This window comes from Alistipes sp. CAG:29 (assembly GCF_000435435.1).
Lineage (GTDB): Bacteria > Bacteroidota > Bacteroidia > Bacteroidales > Rikenellaceae > Alistipes > Alistipes onderdonkii.
Map to the genome: position 1 here is coordinate 89,199 of NZ_FR893467.1, position 17,322 is coordinate 106,520.

Here is a 17,322-nt window from a genome sequence, read left to right on the forward strand (position 1 = left end):
CCTTCCGGGATGCTCAGAATATGTAGTATATCAGGATGCCCGCCGCGGCCGAGAGGCAGATCAGCAGGATGGGGTTCACTTTTTTGACCGAGGCGACGAAGACGCCGCCGAACAGCGCCCAGCTCCAGCCGTCGATGAAGTTCTGTTCGTCGGGTGCTTTGCTGTGCGGGAACATCAGCAGCAGTGCCGCCGAGGCGATCATGCCGATGACCACGGGGCGCATGCCCTTCATGGCTCCTTCGACGACGGGGTTTTGCTTCAGGCGGAGGAAGAAGCGCGTGATGAGCAGCATCAGCGTGAGCGACGGCAGGCATACGGCAAACGTCGCCAGCGCCGCACCCAGGATGCCGCACCACGCGTTGCCGGCCTGTGCGCCGACCGTGTAGCCGACATAGGTGGCCGAGTTGATGGCGATGGGCCCGGGGGTGATCTGCGAGATGGCTACGATGTCGGCGAATTCGGCGTTGGTCATCCAGGCGTGCTGCACGACCACTTCGTTCTGGATGAGCGAGAGCATGGCGTAGCCGCCTCCGAAGCCGAAGAACCCTATTTTCAGGTAGCTTACGAATAGTTGCCAGAAGATCATTTGCCTGCTTTTTTAGCGATGAATAATGTCCATGCGATACCGATGGCCGCCGCTGCGATCAGGATATAGATCGGCGACCAGCCCAAGTACCATACGGCCAGCGCCGACGCGGCGATCACCGCGAACATGGCCCAGTGCATCCCCCGCGCCAGCGAGATCACCGGCACGACGATCAGTGCCACCACGGCCGGGCGCATGCCTTTGAATGCGGCGTCCACGACGGGGTTGTGGCGTATGTCGGCAAACAGGAGCGCGATCGCGAGGATGATGACGAACGACGGCAGGACGCTGCCCAGCAATGCCGCCACGGCGCCTTTCAGCCCCCGCATCTTGTAGCCTACGAATACCGAGGTGTTGATGGCGATGGGCCCCGGGACGGATTGTGCGAGGGTCAGCAGGTCGAGGAACTCCTTGTGCTCGATCCAGCCGCGCTTGGCGATCAGCTCCTGCTCGATGAGCGGCAGCATGGCGTATCCTCCGCCGAAGGTGAAAAGCCCGATCTTGAAGAAGGAGGCGAAAATGGTACGAAGTCGTTGCATGTTTTCCGTGTTCTTTACTTAATCCGGCGTGTGCGGCGGCCCTGTCGCAGGGACGGGGTTCCGGGGGCGGCTATGCTCCCCGCCCGGCCGTTTTATTGTCCGGCGTTGGCCACCGACGCCATGACCGTGGCGACGACGGCTGCGGTTTCGGTGCGCAGGCGCTGCGTGCCGAGGGTGATCTCCTCGAATCCGTTGGCACGCGCGAAAGCGATCTCTGCGTCCGAGAAATCGCCTTCGGGGCCGATGAAGACCAGCGCCGACTCGCCTTTGCGGAGCGTCGCGGGCAGGTAGATTTTGCCTGCGGGCGACAGCGCCGGGGCACAGTGGGCGATGAATTTCCGCCCCTCGAACGGCCTGGCTGCGGCCTCGCGGAACGGCGTAAGCGGGTGCAGCTCCGGGCGGTAGGCCTTGAGCGACTGTTTCATCGCCGCCGTGATGACCTTCCCCGCGCGTTCGGGTTTGAAGACGCGGCGTTCGCTGTGTTCCGTTTCGAGCGGGACGATGGCGCTGACCCCTACCTCGGTGGCCTTTTCGAGGAACCATTCGAAGCGGTCGGCGTTTTTGGTCGGCGCCACGGCCATTACCAGCCGGTAGGGGAGCGGTTCCCACTGCGTCTGCGTCGTGGTGACGCGCACCACACATCGCTTTGGGTTGTCGTCGGTGATTTGGCAACAAAATAAATTGCCCCTTCCGTCAGTTATATGGAGGGTATCGCCGCGCCCCAGGCGCAGCACGCGGACACAATGTTTCGACTCCTCTTCGCTCAGCGTATAGAGGGGCGGCGTGATGTCGGGGGCGTAAAAAAGTTGCATACCTGTTATAAATTATTAACTTTGCATCGCTGTGCGGACGCATCGAAGATGCCTCCGCCGTCGGCGATTGCAAAGTTACACAAAATAACACGATAGATGAAACGTATTGCAGGATTATTCACAACACTTTTACTGCTTATGACACTTGCGTCATGCGATTCCCGGAAAACGGCCGGGGAAAACCCGTTTTTCACCGAATGGGATACGCCGCACGGCGTGCCGCCGTTCGACAAGATCCTGCCCGAGCATTTCATGCCCGCCTTCGAACGCGGCATGTCGTTGCACGAGGCCGAAATCGACGCCATCACCTCGAACAAGGACGAGGCCACGTTCGAAAACACGATCCTTGCCTATGACGATGCCGGGCAAATGCTCGCGCAGACCGAACTGGTGTTCGGCATGCTGTGTGCCGCCGAAACCAACGACCGCATGCAGGCCCTGCAAGAGCAGGCCATGCCCCTGCTGGCCGCGCACAGGGACAAGATCCGCCTCGACGACAAGCTCTTCGTCCGTGTGAAGGAGGTTTACGACAGGCGTGCGGCGCTGGGGCTCGACGCCGAGCAGATGCGTCTGTTGCAGAAGACCTACGACTCCTTCGTGCGCGCCGGGGCGTTGCTCGACGCCGAGCAGAAGGCCCGCCTGAAAGAGATCAACGGGCAGTTGTCGCTCACGGCCGTGAAATTCGGGAATAACATCCTCGCCGAAAACAACAATTTCGTGCTCGAACTCAAGTCGGACGAACTCGACGGGCTGCCGGCAGGCATCCGCGACGCCGCCCGCGAGAAGGCCAGGCAGATGGGCAAGGGCGACAAGTGGGTCTTCACGCTCCACAAGCCCAGCCTGATCCCGCTGCTGACCTATTCCACCAAGCGCGACCTGCGCGAGAAGATCTATAAGGCTTATCTGAACCGTTGCAATAACGGCGACGAATACGACAACAAGCAGCTCATCAACGATTTCATCCGCCTGCGCACGGAGAAGGCACACCTGCTGGGCTATCCCTCTTACGCCGCCTATGTCGTGGCGGACGAGATGGCCGGTACGACCGATGCCGTTTACGGCCTGCTCGACCAGATCTGGACGCCGGCGCTCGAACGCGCCAAGGGCGAGCTGGCCGAGATGGACACGCTTTTGCAGAAGGACATCCCCGGTGCCACCTTCGAATCGTGGGACTGGTGGTATTACGCCGAGAAATTGCGCAAGCAGAACTATGCCCTCGACGAGGAGATGCTGCGTCCCTACTTCTCGCTCGAGAACGTGCAGGGCGGCATCTTCTACCTGGCCAACCGCCTCTACGGCATCACCTTCCAGCCGATCGTCGTGCCGCTCTACCATCCCGATGCGGTCGCCTACGAGGTGCTCGATGCCGACGGCTCGCACCTGGGCGTGCTCTATTTCGACTATTTCCCCCGCGACGGCAAGAGCCAGGGCGCCTGGTGCGGCAACTATGTCGAGCAGACCTATAAGGACGGCAAGCGCGTGGCGCCCGTGGTGAGTGTCGTCTGCAACTTCACGCGCCCGGTGCGCAATACGCCCGCACTGCTGACGCTCGACGAGACGGAAACGCTCTTCCACGAATTCGGCCATGCGCTCCACTTCCTGTTTCACGACGTGAAATACCGCGGCCTCTCGGAGGTCGAGGGCGATTTCGTCGAGCTGCCTTCGCAGGTCATGGAGAACTGGGCATTCGAACCCGAGATGCTGAAGCACTATGCCGTGCATTACCGCACGGGCGAAGTGATCCCGAAATACCTCGTGGACAAACTCCGCAAGAGCGAACTCTTCAACCAGGGTTTCGCCACCACGGAACTGATCGCCGCGTCGCTTTCCGACATGGATATCCACTCGGTCACCGAATACGAACCGTTCGACCCGATGGCATTCGAGCGGCAGGCGCTCAACGAGAAGCGAGGCCTGATCCCGCAGATCGAGCCCCGCTACCGTTACCCCTATTTCAGCCATATCTTCGACGGCGGCTATTCGGCAGGTTACTATTTCTATACCTGGGCCGAGGTGCTCGACAAGGATACGTTCGAGGCCTTCCGCGAGAGCGGCGACCTGTTCAACAAGAAGATCGCCGCAGATTTCCGCGCCAAGCTGCTTTCGCGCGGCGGTTCGGAGGACGGCATGTCGCTCTACCGGGCATTCCGCGGCGCCGACCCCGACAAGCGGGCGATGTTGCGCAGCCGCGGACTCTGGGACGAACCCGAGCCGGAACCCGCCGACGAAGGCGAAGCGCTCCTTCAGCCGGAAATACGGCAGGAATAGCCTCCATCCTTAAAATTAACCCAATATTTGCAATAACATGAAAAAAGCATTTATCATCATGACCTTTTCTGCGATGGCGGCCGGGTGTGCCGACAATTCGATCCCCAAGGCGCAGCTGCCCGAATTAGATACTTCGAACCCCTTGCTGGCCGAGTGGGATACGCCCCACCAGACCCCGCCGTTCTCCGAGATCGAACTCTCGGACTACGAGCCTGCGTTCGACGCGGCCATCGCCTGCTCGCGTGCCGAGATCGACGCGATCGTCGGCAACCCCTCGAAGCCGACCTTCGGCAATACCATCGTGGCCCTGGAGCGCCACGGTGCGCTGCTGGATCGTATTTAGGGTATTTTCTTCAACCTGCTCGAAGCGGACACGTCCGACGAAATGCAGGAGATCGCACTGCGCGTGCAGCCCAAGCTGACCGAACTGTCGAACGACATCTCGCTCAACCCCGAGCTCTTCGCCCGCGTGAAGGCCGTCTACGGGAAACCCGGCCGCGGCCTCTCGAAAGAGGACAAGAAGCTGCTCGAGGATACCTATCAGAGTTTCGCACGCAACGGGGCCGCCCTGTCCGACGCGGACAAGGAGCTCTACCGCAAGTATTCGTCCGAGTTGTCGGCCGCGACGCTCCAATTCGGCCAGAACGCCCTGGCTGCGACCAATGCCTTCTCGATCAACATCACCGACCCGAAGGTCGTGGCCGAACTGCCGGACTTCGTGAAGGAGGGCATGGCAGCCGATGCCAAGGCGCGCGGTGAAAAGGGCTGGACGGTGACGTTGCAGGCACCGAGCTATGTGCCTTTCCTGACCTATTCGTCGAACCGTGCGCTCAAGGAGAAACTCTGGCGTGCCTACAATTCGCGCGCATTGGGCGGTGAGAACGACAATACGCCGGTCGTCAAACAGATTGCCAACCTGCGCCTGAAGATCGCCAACCTGCTGGGCTATAAATGCTATGCCGACTACGTGCTCGAACGCCGCATGGCCGAGAACACCCCGACGGTCATGGCCTTCCTCGACGAGCTGCTCTCCCAGACCAAGGCCTATGCCGACCAGGACTATAAGACCGTCGCCGACTATGCCGCTTCGCTCGGGTTCAAAGGCCAGCTCATGCCGTGGGACTGGGGCTATTACAACGAGAAGTACAAGCACGAGAAATATGCGCTCAACGACGAGCTGGTGAAACCTTATTTCAAACTCGAAAACGTCCGCAAGGGCGTCTTCATGCTCGCCAACAAGCTCTACGGGCTGAACTTCACGCCCAACGACAAGATCGAGGTGTACCATCCCGACGTGACGGCCTACGACGTGACCGACCAGGACGGCCGTTTCATGGCGGTACTCTACCTCGATTTCTTCCCCCGCGAATCGAAGCGTTCCGGGGCATGGATGACCGAGTTCCGGGGCACGAAGATCGTCGACGGCAAGGAGACCCGTCCGCTGGTGTCGCTGGTGATGAACTTCACCAAGCCTACCGAAACGGCCCCTTCGCTGCTGACCTTCGACGAGGTGGAAACCTTCCTCCACGAGTTCGGCCACTCGCTCCACGGTATGCTGGGCGAGGGCAAGTACGAGTCGCAGACCGGAACGAACGTTTACCGCGACTTCGTGGAGCTGCCTTCGCAGATCATGGAGAACTGGGCTACTGAGAAGGAGTTCCTCGACCTGTGGGCCGTGCATTACCAGACGGGCGAGCCGATCCCGGTCGAGGTGGTCGACCGCATCGTCGCCGCGCAGAATTACCTGGCGGCCTATTCCAACGTGCGCCAGCTTTCGTTCGGCATGACCGATATGGCATGGCATACGATCACCGAGCCTTTCGAGGGCGACGTCGAGCAGTTCGAGGTCGCATCGATGGCCCCGACGCAGGTGCTGCCCGTAGTTCCCGGAACGGCGATGGCCCCGGCATTCGGACATATCTTCTCGGGCGGCTATGCCGCGGGGTATTACGGCTACAAGTGGGCCGAAGTGCTGGAGGCGGACGCCTTCTCGCTCTTCAAGGAAAAGGGCATCTTCAACCGCGAGGTCTCCGGCTCGTTCCGTGAGAATATCCTTTCGAAGGGCGGTACCGAGCATCCGATGGAACTCTACGTGCGCTTCCGCGGCCACAAACCCGAAACCAGGGCGCTGATCGAGAAAATGGGGCTCGGCAAATAACCGCATTCCCATACCCGATAAAAAAGGGAACCTCCCAACAGGAGGTTCCCTTTTTTACGGTGCATTTCTTTTGCCCTGAAATGTTCCTTGTGATGAATATTTTACTAAATTTGCGGTTGGGATTGAGAATTTTATTACGCTAATACACTTGCACTATGCCTCTGGAAAAACTAAATGCGGCACTGATCGGTGCTATACAAAATAGTACCCCGGAATATACCAATGCGGCGGCCATTCTGACGGACAAGCTCAATATCGGCCGCGAGGCGGCTTACCGCCGGCTGCGCGGCGAAGTGCCTTTCACCTTCGGGGAGGCGGGCGTACTTTCGGCGCAGATGAATTTTTCGCTCGACCGCACGGTCGGGGCCTTGGATTTCGGGAATGTGCTTTTCCGGCTGAGTTTCAGTGATTACCATACGGCGCTCGAAGATTACACGGGGGTTATCGACCAGGATACCCTTTTCTACCGTGAGGTTTCCTCCGACGTCGATGCCGAACAGGCCATCGCCGGAAATTCGTTTCCGCGGATGCTTTACATGCGTTATCCGAAACTGACCAATTTCAAACTTTTCAAATGGCTCTACCAGCAGGGGCTCATCGACTGTTCGGGGGCTAAATTCGAGGATATGAAAGTGCCGGAGGTGCTTTTGCAGAGCTACCGCGACCTGGTGCACGAAGCGCAGCTGATGCCTGCCACGACCCTGATATTCGACGGCAGTTGTACCAAACGCTGGGTCAACGCCATCTGCGCATTCCGCAACATGCATCTGATTAGGGACGAAAGCGTCGAAGTGCTGAAAGCCGAGTTGTTGCAAATGCTCGACGACCTGGAAGAGATTTGTGTTTCCGGGCAGTTCCGCAGCGGGCGGCCTGTGTCGGTCTTTATTTCGGATATGGATATCGAAGCGACTTACTGCTACCTTTCGGCACGGCATTACCGGGCGAGCTGCCTCGAGGCGTTCTCGATCAACTCGCTGCGCAGCTCCGATCCGGACATGTTCGAGCACACCAAACGCTGGGTGCTGGCCCTGAGCCGGTTTGCGACGTTGATATCATGCAGCGGGGAATTGCAGCGGATCCATTTCTTCAAGCGGCAGCGAGCTGTCGTGGCAGAATTGGAAAGGGAGGGCTTAGAACCCTCCCCCGAAGTCTTCCAGGAATAAACGGAACCTTGCGTCTAGCTCCTTGGTGTCTATCCTGTGCTTCAAATCCTGACGGATTTTCCACTTGCGTCACTTTTGCGGGTGTAGCCCGCCCCTTGCACAATCCCACTTGAATTCTTCATATCTCCTGTGCAATACAAAAGTAGGGTAAGGCTTCGGGTAAAACAAGACGGAAAACGGGTGTGCGTGCAGATTGATTGTCTGTTTTTGATGCCTGGTTTTGAGTACGGCTCGGATTTTGAAATTAAAATTTCAGGTGTGGGTGATAATGCTGATATCCGACGGAAGCGTGGTTTGTTTGTTTCGCATTGCGAAACAGGCTGTTCGGGGGGGGGAGGAGCGTGGAGGAAGAATGAAAAAAGCGAGGAGACTTCCTCGCTTTTTCAGTTGAGCTACCTGGATTCGAACCAAGAATAACAGGACCAGAATCTGTTGTGTTACCATTACACCATAGCTCAATGACGTTTTGGTGATGCAAAAGTAGAACTTTATTTTTCAATTGCAAAGAAAATTCACAAAAAAAATTAGTACATTTGTTTTAATCATTTTCCGACCGAATGAACTTGTAAATAAAAACAACCTAAAATCAGAGAATTATGGGAATTAAATTCCGCCTTATCGTCATGAACTTCCTCCAGTATGCCATCTGGGGTTCGTGGCTCATCTCGCTGGGCGCCTACCTTGGCGGTGGCCTCGACTTCACAGGGCTGCAAATCGGAAGTTTCTTTGCCACGATGGGCGTTGCGTCGTTGTTCATGCCCGCAGTGATGGGTATCATTGCCGACCGGTGGATCCCGGCGCAGAAGCTGCTCGGCATCTGCCATCTGGTGAGCGGCGGGTTCCTGATTGCCGCGGCTTCGCAAACGGCCTATGGGCCTTTATACAGTTGTATGCTGCTGAGCGTGATGTTCTACATGCCGACCATCGCCCTGTCGAATTCGGTGGCATACAATGCCCTCGACCTGGCCCGGCTCGATACCGTGAAACATTTCCCCCCGATCCGCGTGTGGGGTACGGTAGGCTTCATCGCCGCGATGTGGTTCGTCGACCTGACGCATATCGGCGGCGTGCAGATCAAGCTGACCGAGTGGCAGCTCTATGTCTCGGCGGTGCTGTCGTTCCTGCTCTCCGTCTACTCGTTCTCGCTGCCCGGCTGCCCCGTCGACCGCAATGTCAAGGCCAGGTCGTGGGTCGATACCCTGGGGCTGCGTGCGTTCACGCTCTTCAAGGAGAAGCGCATGGCCATTTTCTTCGTTTTCTCGATGTTGCTCGGCGCCGCGTTGCAGATAACCAACGCCTTCGGGGACTCCTATATACAGAGCTTCGGCTCGATGCCCCAGTATGCCGATTCGGCGATCGTGAAACACTCGGTGATCCTGCTTTCGCTGTCGCAGATGTCCGAGACGTTATGCATCCTGCTGATCCCGTTCTTCCTGCGGCGCTTCGGGATCAAGAAAGTGATGCTCATCTCGATGCTGGCGTGGGTGCTCCGCTTCGGGTTCTTCGGCGTCGGCAACCCGGGCTCGGGTGCCGCGTTCCTCATCCTTTCGATGGTCGTCTACGGGGTGGCATTCGATTTTTTCAATATCTCGGGTTCGCTGTTCGTCGAGAAGGAGACCAGCCGCGAGATCCGCTCTTCGGCACAGGGCGTCTTCATGATTATGACCAACGGCTTCGGTGCGTTCTTCGGTTCGTATGCCGCCGGTGCCGTCGTCGATGCCTGGGGATGGCCCGATTCGTGGTATATCTTCGCCGGCTATGCCCTCGTGGTGGCCGTGGTCTTCGCTGTCGTGTTCAAATACAAGCACAACCCCGAAGAGATGGTCTCGGTGAACCATTAATATAAGTATGGTTCCGGCGGCGCGGGGAAACCTCTCGCCGCCGGAATTTTTTTACCCGGGTGCCGGGCTACGGGCGGAGCATTTTGACGTGCGGGATACCTGCTTCGAAATAGGTGTCCGAGACCGGTGCGAACCCGAGGGTGGCGTAAAATCCGGCCAGGTGCTCTTGTGCCGAGATGCGGATGGGCTGGGGGCCCCATGTCCGGGCAATATAGCGCAGCGCTTCGGACATCAGGCTGCGGCACAGCCCGCGGCGGCGGTATGCAGCATCGACCAGCACGCGGCCGACCGAGGTTTCGGCGTAGGCGATCCCTGCTGGGATGATCCGCAGGAAGGCCACTACGCGGCCGCCGTCCTCCATCCACATGAATACGCTCTGCGGGTCAACGGCGTCGGCATCGGGTTCCGTGATGTGCTGTTCGAGGAAGAAGACGGCCTCGCGTGCCTGCACGATACGGTGGTATTCCCGGGTGGAGAGTTCGCTGAAATGTTTTGTGAGGACAGGGGACATGGCGGTTTGTAATTGATGACAAAGGTACTTAAAATTTCGGAAGATATGGATACGATCCGTGTGGATGGTGTGAGCTGCATCCGTTGCGGCCGATGTGTGAAGGTGTGCCCTTCGCAGATTTTCGTACAGGAGAAGGCGGGCGGCCCCGTGGCGCTCTCGAAACCCGAGAACTGCATCGTCTGCGGGCACTGCGTCGCGGCCTGCCCGACGGGGTCTGTGGCACATGCGGAATTTCCGCCCGCCAAGGTGCATCCGGTCGACTATGCGGCCATGCCCACACCTGCTCAGGTCGAACTGCTGATGGCTGCGCGGCGCTCGAACCGGGCGCTCTCGCAGCGCCCCGTGCCGCAGGAGATGCTCGACCGGATCGTTGCGGCCGCCGACCTCGCTCCGACGGCCACCAATGCCCGGCAGTTGGGCTATACGCTCGTGACCGACCCTGTGCTGCTGCGCCGTATGAGCGAATATACGCTCGGCGTGTTCGGCAAACTCGCGGATCGCCTTTCCCACCCGCTCGTGCGCCCGTGGCTGAGCCGTTTGCTGCCCGACGTCTACCGCTATGTCCCCGTTTTCCGGAAAATGCGCCGCGAATATGCCGGGGGCAACGACCGCATCCTGCGGGGTGCGACGGCCGTGTTGCTGATCCATGCGCCGAAGGAGAGCCGTTTCGGCGCCGAAGATGCCAACCTCGCCTACCAAAACGCTTCGCTGATGGCCGAAGCGCTCGGGGTAAGCCAGATATATATGGGCTTCGTGCTGACCGCCGTGCGGCAGGACAGGAAAAAGGGGCTCTGCAAGATGCTGGGACTCGGCGGCCGCCGTATCTGTGCCGTCATGGCGCTCGGGATGCCGCAGTTCCGCTACCCGAATTATATCGACCGCACGCCTTCCCCTTTGGAGCGGAGATAGGCGTGCGGGGCTTCCCGGAGCTGTGCCCGGGATATTTCAGTTGCTTTTTTCGAGTTTTTTGGCGGTTCGCGTCATCTGTCCGCTCCACCCGGTTGTCGCCGGGATACAAGGAGAAGCGGCCTCTGCTGTGCAGGGGCCGCTTCTCCTTTGCGGCTCGGTGTCAGTTGCCCGAAAGACCCCACTCCCCCGGGGAGTAGCTGCTTTTCGGAGCGTTCGGCACGTTGACGAAGAATTCGAACCCGCATTTGGCTTCGATCTCCGTCACGGGTACCGCACAACCGTCCGGTGTCTGGGTCTTGTCTGTGGTTTGTTCATACCAGAATCCGATGCATTGCAGTTCGTCGGCCGCAAGGGTGGTTACGGATTGTCCCGTGGTGCCCTGCTTGGTGCGCAGCAATACCTTGTAATAATGCGTCGGTACGGGGCATGGGTTACCGCCGTTGTCGGTCGTCGTACCCTCTGTCCCATCGAAATAACATCCCGTTACCACATAGAGCGTATCGGCGCACATCCATCCGCGGACTCTGTTTTCCAGGGTGCCCCATGCACCGCTGTTGAATGTAGCGAGCTGTGGCGTCATGTTCGAATAGTAGGAAATCTGCTTGTTCGCCAGGTTGCTCACTTTCCGGTCGGCGTTGGGGACTTGGTGTCCCTTGTTGTAAGGTGCTCCCACGCCGCCCACCATCTGCTCGGTCTTTCCCAGCGACGGGTCGGCCGAGTAGGCCCGCTCTTTCGAAGCATTCGGGGCTGTATAATAGGCGTGCAGCGGATATGCCGCCCATAGGGCCGCCTTTTTCGCCTTGTCATAACCCATTGCGAAATTGCGCGGGTAGGAACCGTTGCCCGTCGCCGCCACGTCGGTGATGTAGTGGCATATCTCGGTCACCGAAGTGTTCGCTGCGGGCAGTTCCGCCCACGATTTTCCCAATGCCGCTGTTCCTGTTCCCGGGGTAGGGTCTGGGGAAGGATCGCCTCCTTCCCCGCCCGGAGTTCAATTCGCCGGTTGCCAGGTTATGTCGCCTATCGTCGTTCTGTTCTGATTATTTTGTTTTATGGTAATAGTGGCGTCATAACCTTGACAGTCGATTGTCGGTATTTCGAATGCGCTTTTACTGTTTCCCGGAATAGTGATACTTGCTGCCGTGGCACCATTGGCTGTTATGGTGACTGTTGCCGAACCTTTGCTTGAGGTCAACGCATTGAATTTAAGGGCTGTAATGCCTCCTGGGATCGTTACGGACATTGAGCCGTTTTTACCGATGGCTGCATATTTGTCGTTTATTACCACGACTCCGGCATTGGCAAGCGCCGTTTTGTCTGTGTTGGCCTGATTAGGATTACCACAGCCACTATAACTCCATTGCGGGGTTCCAGTGGTTACTCCGTTGAATGTGCCGCTGGAACCATAACTGGTAGTGCTGGGCACGGTGTAATTTTCGAAAGTCTCGGTTTCCCACATTACAGCCCCCGGTTTTGTCTGGGTGACGCTTACGGTTTGCGCTTCGGCGCCTTCGTACGATAATGTGATGGTGCCGGAACGTTCCTCGCCCTGATTTGCGTCTATTGTGAAAGAAACGCCGTCGACGTTGTAAACGAATGAATTGAGCCAGGAAACGTCTGACGATGCGACGACCGACACCCCGTTTGTGGGATTTTCAACCGTGTAGTTGATGGTTTTGGTAGCGCTTTCCGCAGGAACGGACAAGGTCGTTTCCGATGTGATTTTCAGTACCGGCGGCAGGGTGATGTCATGGCCGGGAACGATCTGTATGCTTTCGATAATTATTCTTTCGTTTGTGGCGGAGGGCTCGATCCTGATTTTCGTTTTCGAATTTTGTGCGTCGAATTTCAGCAGGTAGGTTTTGAACTCCTCGGTTAGGTCTGCGGTCGTGATTGCCGCGGATTCTCCGGCGGTTACTTTGATTCCGGAAGTATCTTTCGGCCAGACTTTAGCCGAAATCAGTACCGAGAACGGTGCGGAGAGATCCAGTTCGCTGGTGACGATATACCCGGAGTTTTTGCTCGAACTCATGCGGAGGCCATGCGGGGAGTCGTATTGATAAACATAGGAGTTCCCCGCGGAATACAGGTCGTTTCCGTTTTTGTCTTTGCGGGACAGGATATTTGTTGCGGAGTTTCCTGTCAGGTCACTGAAATCGTCGGTAAACGGCAGGCTCAGACCGGTTGCCGCGGCTGTGATGTGTTCGTCTGAAAGATTGACATTCAAAGTGGTGATCTTTCCTGTTTCCAGATCGATTTCATTGGACAGGACAATCTCTTTTTTGATGACATACCCTTCTGTCGCTGCTTCGACGACCAATTTCGACCCCGCAGCCAGCAATCGCGGATATACGCTTAAATAGGTGCCGCTGACACCGTTGATAACGTATTCCGTATTTGTCGTATAGGTCGCCGTTACGGTGTTGGAGCCGTTATAATAGGGTGCATACATCGTGTAGTTCAAGAGGTCTACAACAACCCGGCCTGCCAGTGTGTTGTCGCCATCGGTCGTAATGGACAGTGACGATACGTGCTGGTCGGCCAATTTGGTGTCTGTAGACTGGTCTTTGAGTACGACTTTGACAATGGCACTCAACCGCCTGAATTCCAGATTGGCGACTTGCTGTCCCTCGGAATCGAGTGTAAGCGGTTTGCTGACCAGGATGTCGGCTTTGCCGTCGAACGAGTTGGCTGTCGGGGTTTGGTTTGCCGGCAGATCGACCTTTGCGCCCGTATTATCGCCTACTTTGTCGATTCCGTTGGCCGTGAATGGATAATAAGCGTAAATCGTTGATGAAATGTTCGCGTTACCGGAAAAAGTCGTTGTTGCGGCGCGCTCCGTCGCATCGTTCGTGAAGGGGTAGTTGGACTTCGTCCCGTCGGTACTGATGCCGATCTGATCGCCGACAGACCAATAAGGGGTCAATCCGTCGATCTCGGTGCGGACTTCCGGTTTGAGCTCAGGGTTCCCGGCCGTAAAAGTCATCTTGACGAGTTTGCCGGAAGGGGTGTCGATGCTGCTGTCTTCCTTTTGGCAGGCTGTAGCTGTTACAGCGGTGAGAGCTGCAAACAGTGTGATTTTAGAGAGACTTTTCATAGGGCTGCGGTATTAGAGTTCGTGTTCGCTTCCCGATCCGATACCTCCTGCACCGCCGCCGCTGCCCCAATCGTCATAGACGTCGGGTGGGGTGGGCGATGTTGCAAACCCTTTTTCAGTCTCGATGTCGATCGTCTCAATTACGGGCGGAAGATAGGTCGAATTTCCCCCCCCCTTGCTGGTGGACAGATTGTAATTCATAAGGCTAAATTTTTTTGGTTGAAACATTTTCGTATCAAATATAGCAAAAAAATAGTCTATTCCCGTTAAAAAATTGTGAAATTCCGGTTCCCGGTCAAAATATATACACAAACGTCTGTTTTCCTGCCGGGTTTTGTCTGTTTGGCGTATTGTTGCCGGTGCCGACGGCGGGAAACGACGACCGTGCCGCATTGCCGCAGCCGGTAGCCGGATTGTCTGGGATGAAAGGGTGGGTGGATGAGCCGGGGATCGGGATTTAGTACATATTGTCGTACATCGACTGGCTCTTGTCGTATTTGAGGTCTGAAAGCGATGCCGCCTTTACGCCGATGTTGAAGCTCCAGCTGCGGTGGAACCCGAAGGGTATCCACGAGAACGACATCTGCCAGCAGTGCAGGTCGCGCGAGATGGAGATCGACGAGGTGGTGAGTTTGTTCGCCTTGATGTCGTAACCGCCCTGGAACGTGATGCCGGTCTTGGGCGTTATGGTAAGGCTGCCGTTGAAGCTGACGGTCTGCGTGACGTTCTTCTTGTATCCTTTGGGCGGGTAATTGCCCGTCGATATGTTGTAGTTGATGGCATAGTTGAACCCGAAGTTCCACGGCAGCGAGAAATCGTAGTACATCTGCGACATGTATTGCCGCCGCAGTACGGGATCCATGTTGCCGTAGGGGTCGTAGTAGGGGTTCATGTATTCGGGCGGGATGCTGGTGATGTCGTTGATGGCCGATTGCGAGCGGTCTTCGCGCGATTTGAACGTATAGCCGAACGACCAGCCCGTCGAGACGATACGCCCCGGGAAGAAGAGCTTGTTGTAGCGTTTGCCGTCGGGGGTCAGCCGGTAGGGGTCGAGCGTCATCGAGAGGTTGATGCCGAAATTCTTGAAGAGCGGCGTGCGGAACGAGATCGGGATGGTCGAGAGCCCCATCGAGTCGGCCAGGAAATTGTACGACCCGCTGATGCGCAGCTCGTCGATCAGCTTGATCTTCTTCACGCCCGAGGTGTCGCGCTTCGACAGTACCTTCATTTCGAGGTTCTGCGACAGCGAGAAGTTCATCGACATCGACCGTCCGGAACTGGGGACGCCGTATGCGTTGACCGAATAGGGCGAATAGGTGGTGAAACGTCCTGTCGAGTCGGTCTGCCGCGTCTTGTAGTAGCCGTATTTCGGGTCGCCGAAGTCCGGCGTATAGGCGAATCCGATCGAAGGGGTGAGCGTGTGGCGGATGGCCTGGATCTTACGATCCTTGCGCTTCTTGGTGAAGTCGTACATGCCGTATACGGTCGTCGATGCCGAGACGTTGAAGTTGTAGTTGTAGAGGCGGTAGAACCCGTATTGCGTCGGCAGCGTGTCCACCTTGTTCGTGACGGGGTTCCAGTCGAATTCGACTTTTTTGAAATACCACTTCTCGTTGTAGGTCGCCGACGGCGAGATGTTGATGTAGTTGAACAGGTTGAACGACGCCGATATGGGGATGTTGTGCTCGATACCGTTCTTCATGTTGTCGAGCGTCTCCTTCGAGAAGATCTTGTCCTCGGTGGTCGTCACCGAGTTGGTCATCTTGCCCGTATACTGCATCGAGATCTTTTCGTACCACCGCTCTTTGCCCATGCGCTCCTTGCGCTTGAAGGGGTAGAAACGCGAGACGTTGAAAACCACGGTCGGCAGCGTTACCGAGAGGCTTTTGTTCTGCGAGTTCTGCGAGATGGACATGTTCGCCGAGAGCGAGAAGGGGGTTCCCGCCCAGTTCTTCGAGTAGGCGATCGACGAGTTGGTCTGCGTCGAGAGGATGTCGTTGAGGTTGGTCGCCGAATATTTGCTGTAACCGCTCGTAGCGAAGTTCACCGATGCCGAGAAGGTCGACCCGGGGTTGGCCTTGGGATCCTGGGAGTGCGTCCACTGGATGCGGAAGTTGCTCTGCTTGATATAGTCCGGCTCGCCTTTTTCGCCCGTCTTGATGTTCGAGTACTGCATGTTGAAACTGCCGCTGTACTTGTAGCGTTTGATATAGCGCGATGCGGCCGACGCCTCCCACGAACCGAGCGTGTAGATACCGCCGCGTACGGCCAGGTCGGCATAGTCGCCCAGTGTGAAATAGTAACCCATGTCGCGCAGGAAAAACCCCTTGGAGTATTCCTCGCCGTAGGTGGGCATCAGCAGACCCGATTTGGGACCCATGTTGATCGGGAAGAAGCCCTCGGGGATGCCGAGGAAGTAGATCGGCACGTCCTCCATGACCAGGTAGGCCGGCCCCGTGACGACTTTCTTGCCGGGGATGACCTTGGCCTTGGTCATCGCCAGGTAGAAGTGCGGGTGGTCGGTCTCGTCGCAGGTCGTGTATTTGCCGTGCTGGATGTTGACCGTGTTGTCGGGCATTTTCTTCACGCTGCCTCCGACCAGCCAGCCGTCGCCCTGCTGCGTCGCCACGCCCTTGATCTTGGCCTTCTTCGAGGTGAGGTTGTAGGTGATCGTATCCATCGTGTACGATGCGTCGCCCTCGGAGAATTCGGGTTTGGTGACGATCGGTTTGCCTTCGAGCGAGTCGGGCTTGCCGTATGCATAGACCATCTTGGTGTCCATGTTGATCTGCATGTAGTCGGCCTTGAGGTTGCTGTTCTGATAGGTGATGTCGCCTTCGTTGTAAATGTAGACCATCTTGTTGCGCACGTCGTAGACCAGCGAGTCCTTGTTCTTGCCCGTGATCGGGTCGTCGAGGAACGCCCCCGGTTTCTGGGGCTTTTTCTCTTTCACCGTGTCGCGGGCGATGGTGTCCGCCCCGCGGCCTTCGAGCGAGTCGCCTTTCTGCGTGATGAGCGAATCGAGCTGTGCGCCGAAGAGCGAATCGCGCTGCTCCTGCGGCAGGGCTTCGAATGCGGCGCGGCGGCGTGCCTGTTCCCGGGCGGCGCGTGCCTGCTCGCGGCGGTCGCGGCGGCTTTGGGTCGCAGCTTCCAGCACTTCGGCCGCGGCTTCGGAATGGGTCTGGAGGGAATCGGACAGGCGTTGGCGGAGGCTATCTTCGGCTGCCGAGGCAAGCATTCCCCGGGGTACGGACGAGCCGAACACCAACTGGGCGAAGAGTAGGAGTGCCGCCGCCGAAAACAGATATTTTACCCTGATTCTATCCAAAATCCCAATAATTTTTCGTACCTTTGCCGACATGTCGGCAAAAACGCCTGGATCGGAGCCTCGATGCACTCCCGCCGGGTTTTTTAGGCGCGACAAAGATAGGTAAAAAA

General features: G+C 57.5%; 12 protein-coding genes, 1 tRNA gene and 1 pseudogene. 5 read left to right on the forward strand and 9 right to left on the reverse strand.

The window, feature by feature from the left end; translation table 11 throughout:
• Positions 1–13: 13 nt before the first annotated feature.
• The 3 genes from QVP03_RS07660 to QVP03_RS07670 all read right to left on the reverse strand — a co-directional run bounded on the left by QVP03_RS07660 (position 14) and on the right by QVP03_RS07670 (position 1,937).
• On the reverse strand, positions 14–586 hold the full coding sequence (locus tag QVP03_RS07660) for a chromate transporter (RefSeq protein WP_022332918.1): 573 nt from the start codon (positions 584–586) through the stop codon (positions 14–16).
• Complete coding sequence (locus tag QVP03_RS07665) at positions 583–1,125, reverse strand: chromate transporter (protein WP_022332919.1); 543 nt, start codon at positions 1,123–1,125, stop codon at positions 583–585. Before QVP03_RS07665 ends, QVP03_RS07660 begins: the two co-directional genes overlap by 4 nt.
• A gap of 92 nt (positions 1,126–1,217) precedes the next feature.
• Positions 1,218–1,937 carry a 16S rRNA (uracil(1498)-N(3))-methyltransferase gene (locus QVP03_RS07670; RefSeq protein ID WP_022332920.1) on the reverse strand — a complete coding sequence of 240 codons (720 nt, stop codon included), beginning with the start codon at positions 1,935–1,937 and terminating at the stop codon, positions 1,218–1,220.
• Positions 1,938–2,033: 96 nt separating this feature from the next.
• Between QVP03_RS07670 and QVP03_RS07675 the strand changes: the two genes are divergently transcribed.
• From QVP03_RS07675 to QVP03_RS07685, 3 genes and pseudogenes are all read left to right on the forward strand, one after another.
• Complete coding sequence (locus tag QVP03_RS07675) at positions 2,034–4,205, forward strand: M3 family metallopeptidase (RefSeq protein WP_022332921.1); 2,172 nt, start codon at positions 2,034–2,036, stop codon at positions 4,203–4,205.
• 73 nt (positions 4,206–4,278) lie between these two features.
• Positions 4,279–6,363: pseudogene (locus QVP03_RS07680) on the forward strand (M3 family metallopeptidase).
• A 155-nt stretch (positions 6,364–6,518) separates the two neighbouring features.
• Positions 6,519–7,526 carry a hypothetical protein gene (locus QVP03_RS07685; RefSeq protein WP_022332925.1) on the forward strand — a complete coding sequence of 336 codons (1,008 nt, stop codon included), beginning with the start codon at positions 6,519–6,521 and terminating at the stop codon, positions 7,524–7,526.
• A 387-nt stretch (positions 7,527–7,913) separates the two neighbouring features.
• Here QVP03_RS07685 and QVP03_RS07690 read toward each other — a convergent pair.
• Positions 7,914–7,984: transfer RNA gene (locus QVP03_RS07690), tRNA-Gln, on the reverse strand.
• A 138-nt stretch (positions 7,985–8,122) separates the two neighbouring features.
• Between QVP03_RS07690 and QVP03_RS07695 the strand changes: the two genes are divergently transcribed.
• Positions 8,123–9,367 (forward strand): nucleoside permease, encoded by a 1,245-nt coding sequence (locus QVP03_RS07695; protein WP_022332926.1) that lies wholly within the window; start codon positions 8,123–8,125, stop codon positions 9,365–9,367.
• Between the two features lie 67 nt (positions 9,368–9,434).
• Here the strand turns inward: QVP03_RS07695 and QVP03_RS07700 are convergent, their stop codons facing one another.
• Complete coding sequence (locus QVP03_RS07700; protein WP_022332927.1) at positions 9,435–9,878, reverse strand: GNAT family N-acetyltransferase; 444 nt, start codon at positions 9,876–9,878, stop codon at positions 9,435–9,437.
• Positions 9,879–9,923: 45 nt separating this feature from the next.
• On the opposite strand from QVP03_RS07700, the gene QVP03_RS07705 reads away from it, so the two are divergent.
• Entirely contained in the window at positions 9,924–10,787 is an 864-nt protein-coding gene (locus QVP03_RS07705) for a nitroreductase family protein (protein ID WP_022332928.1), read from the forward strand.
• Positions 10,788–10,947: 160 nt separating this feature from the next.
• Here QVP03_RS07705 and QVP03_RS07710 read toward each other — a convergent pair whose 3' ends face one another.
• From QVP03_RS07710 to QVP03_RS07725, 4 genes are all read right to left on the reverse strand, one after another.
• Positions 10,948–11,715, reverse strand: a complete 768-nt coding sequence (locus QVP03_RS07710; protein WP_256166041.1) for a DNA/RNA non-specific endonuclease — start codon at positions 11,713–11,715, stop codon at positions 10,948–10,950.
• A gap of 63 nt (positions 11,716–11,778) precedes the next feature.
• Positions 11,779–13,884 (reverse strand): BACON domain-containing protein, encoded by a 2,106-nt coding sequence (locus QVP03_RS07715; RefSeq protein WP_022332930.1) that lies wholly within the window; start codon positions 13,882–13,884, stop codon positions 11,779–11,781.
• 12 nt (positions 13,885–13,896) lie between these two features.
• Positions 13,897–14,085, reverse strand: a complete 189-nt coding sequence (locus QVP03_RS07720; protein ID WP_022332931.1) for a hypothetical protein — start codon at positions 14,083–14,085, stop codon at positions 13,897–13,899.
• Between the two features lie 256 nt (positions 14,086–14,341).
• Entirely contained in the window at positions 14,342–17,212 is a 2,871-nt protein-coding gene (locus QVP03_RS07725; protein WP_022332932.1) for a putative LPS assembly protein LptD, read from the reverse strand.
• Between the last annotated feature and the right edge of the window lie 110 nt (positions 17,213–17,322).

What these genes read in the sequence shown, in the direction of transcription:
- QVP03_RS07695 (WP_022332926.1), top strand. Translation starts at nt 8,123, where the DNA reads ATGGGAATTAAATTCCGCCTTATCGTCATGAACTTCCTCCAGTATGCC.
- QVP03_RS07715 (WP_022332930.1), bottom strand. Translation starts at nt 13,884, where the DNA reads ATGAAAAGTCTCTCTAAAATCACACTGTTTGCAGCTCTCACCGCTGTA.
- QVP03_RS07685 (WP_022332925.1), top strand. Translation starts at nt 6,519, where the DNA reads ATGCCTCTGGAAAAACTAAATGCGGCACTGATCGGTGCTATACAAAAT.
- QVP03_RS07705 (WP_022332928.1), top strand. Translation starts at nt 9,924, where the DNA reads ATGGATACGATCCGTGTGGATGGTGTGAGCTGCATCCGTTGCGGCCGA.
- QVP03_RS07700 (WP_022332927.1), bottom strand. Translation starts at nt 9,878, where the DNA reads ATGTCCCCTGTCCTCACAAAACATTTCAGCGAACTCTCCACCCGGGAA.
- QVP03_RS07665 (WP_022332919.1), bottom strand. Translation starts at nt 1,125, where the DNA reads ATGCAACGACTTCGTACCATTTTCGCCTCCTTCTTCAAGATCGGGCTT.
- QVP03_RS07675 (WP_022332921.1), top strand. Translation starts at nt 2,034, where the DNA reads ATGAAACGTATTGCAGGATTATTCACAACACTTTTACTGCTTATGACA.
- QVP03_RS07720 (WP_022332931.1), bottom strand. Translation starts at nt 14,085, where the DNA reads ATGAATTACAATCTGTCCACCAGCAAGGGGGGGGGAAATTCGACCTAT.
- QVP03_RS07660 (WP_022332918.1), bottom strand. Translation starts at nt 586, where the DNA reads ATGATCTTCTGGCAACTATTCGTAAGCTACCTGAAAATAGGGTTCTTC.
- QVP03_RS07670 (WP_022332920.1), bottom strand. Translation starts at nt 1,937, where the DNA reads ATGCAACTTTTTTACGCCCCCGACATCACGCCGCCCCTCTATACGCTG.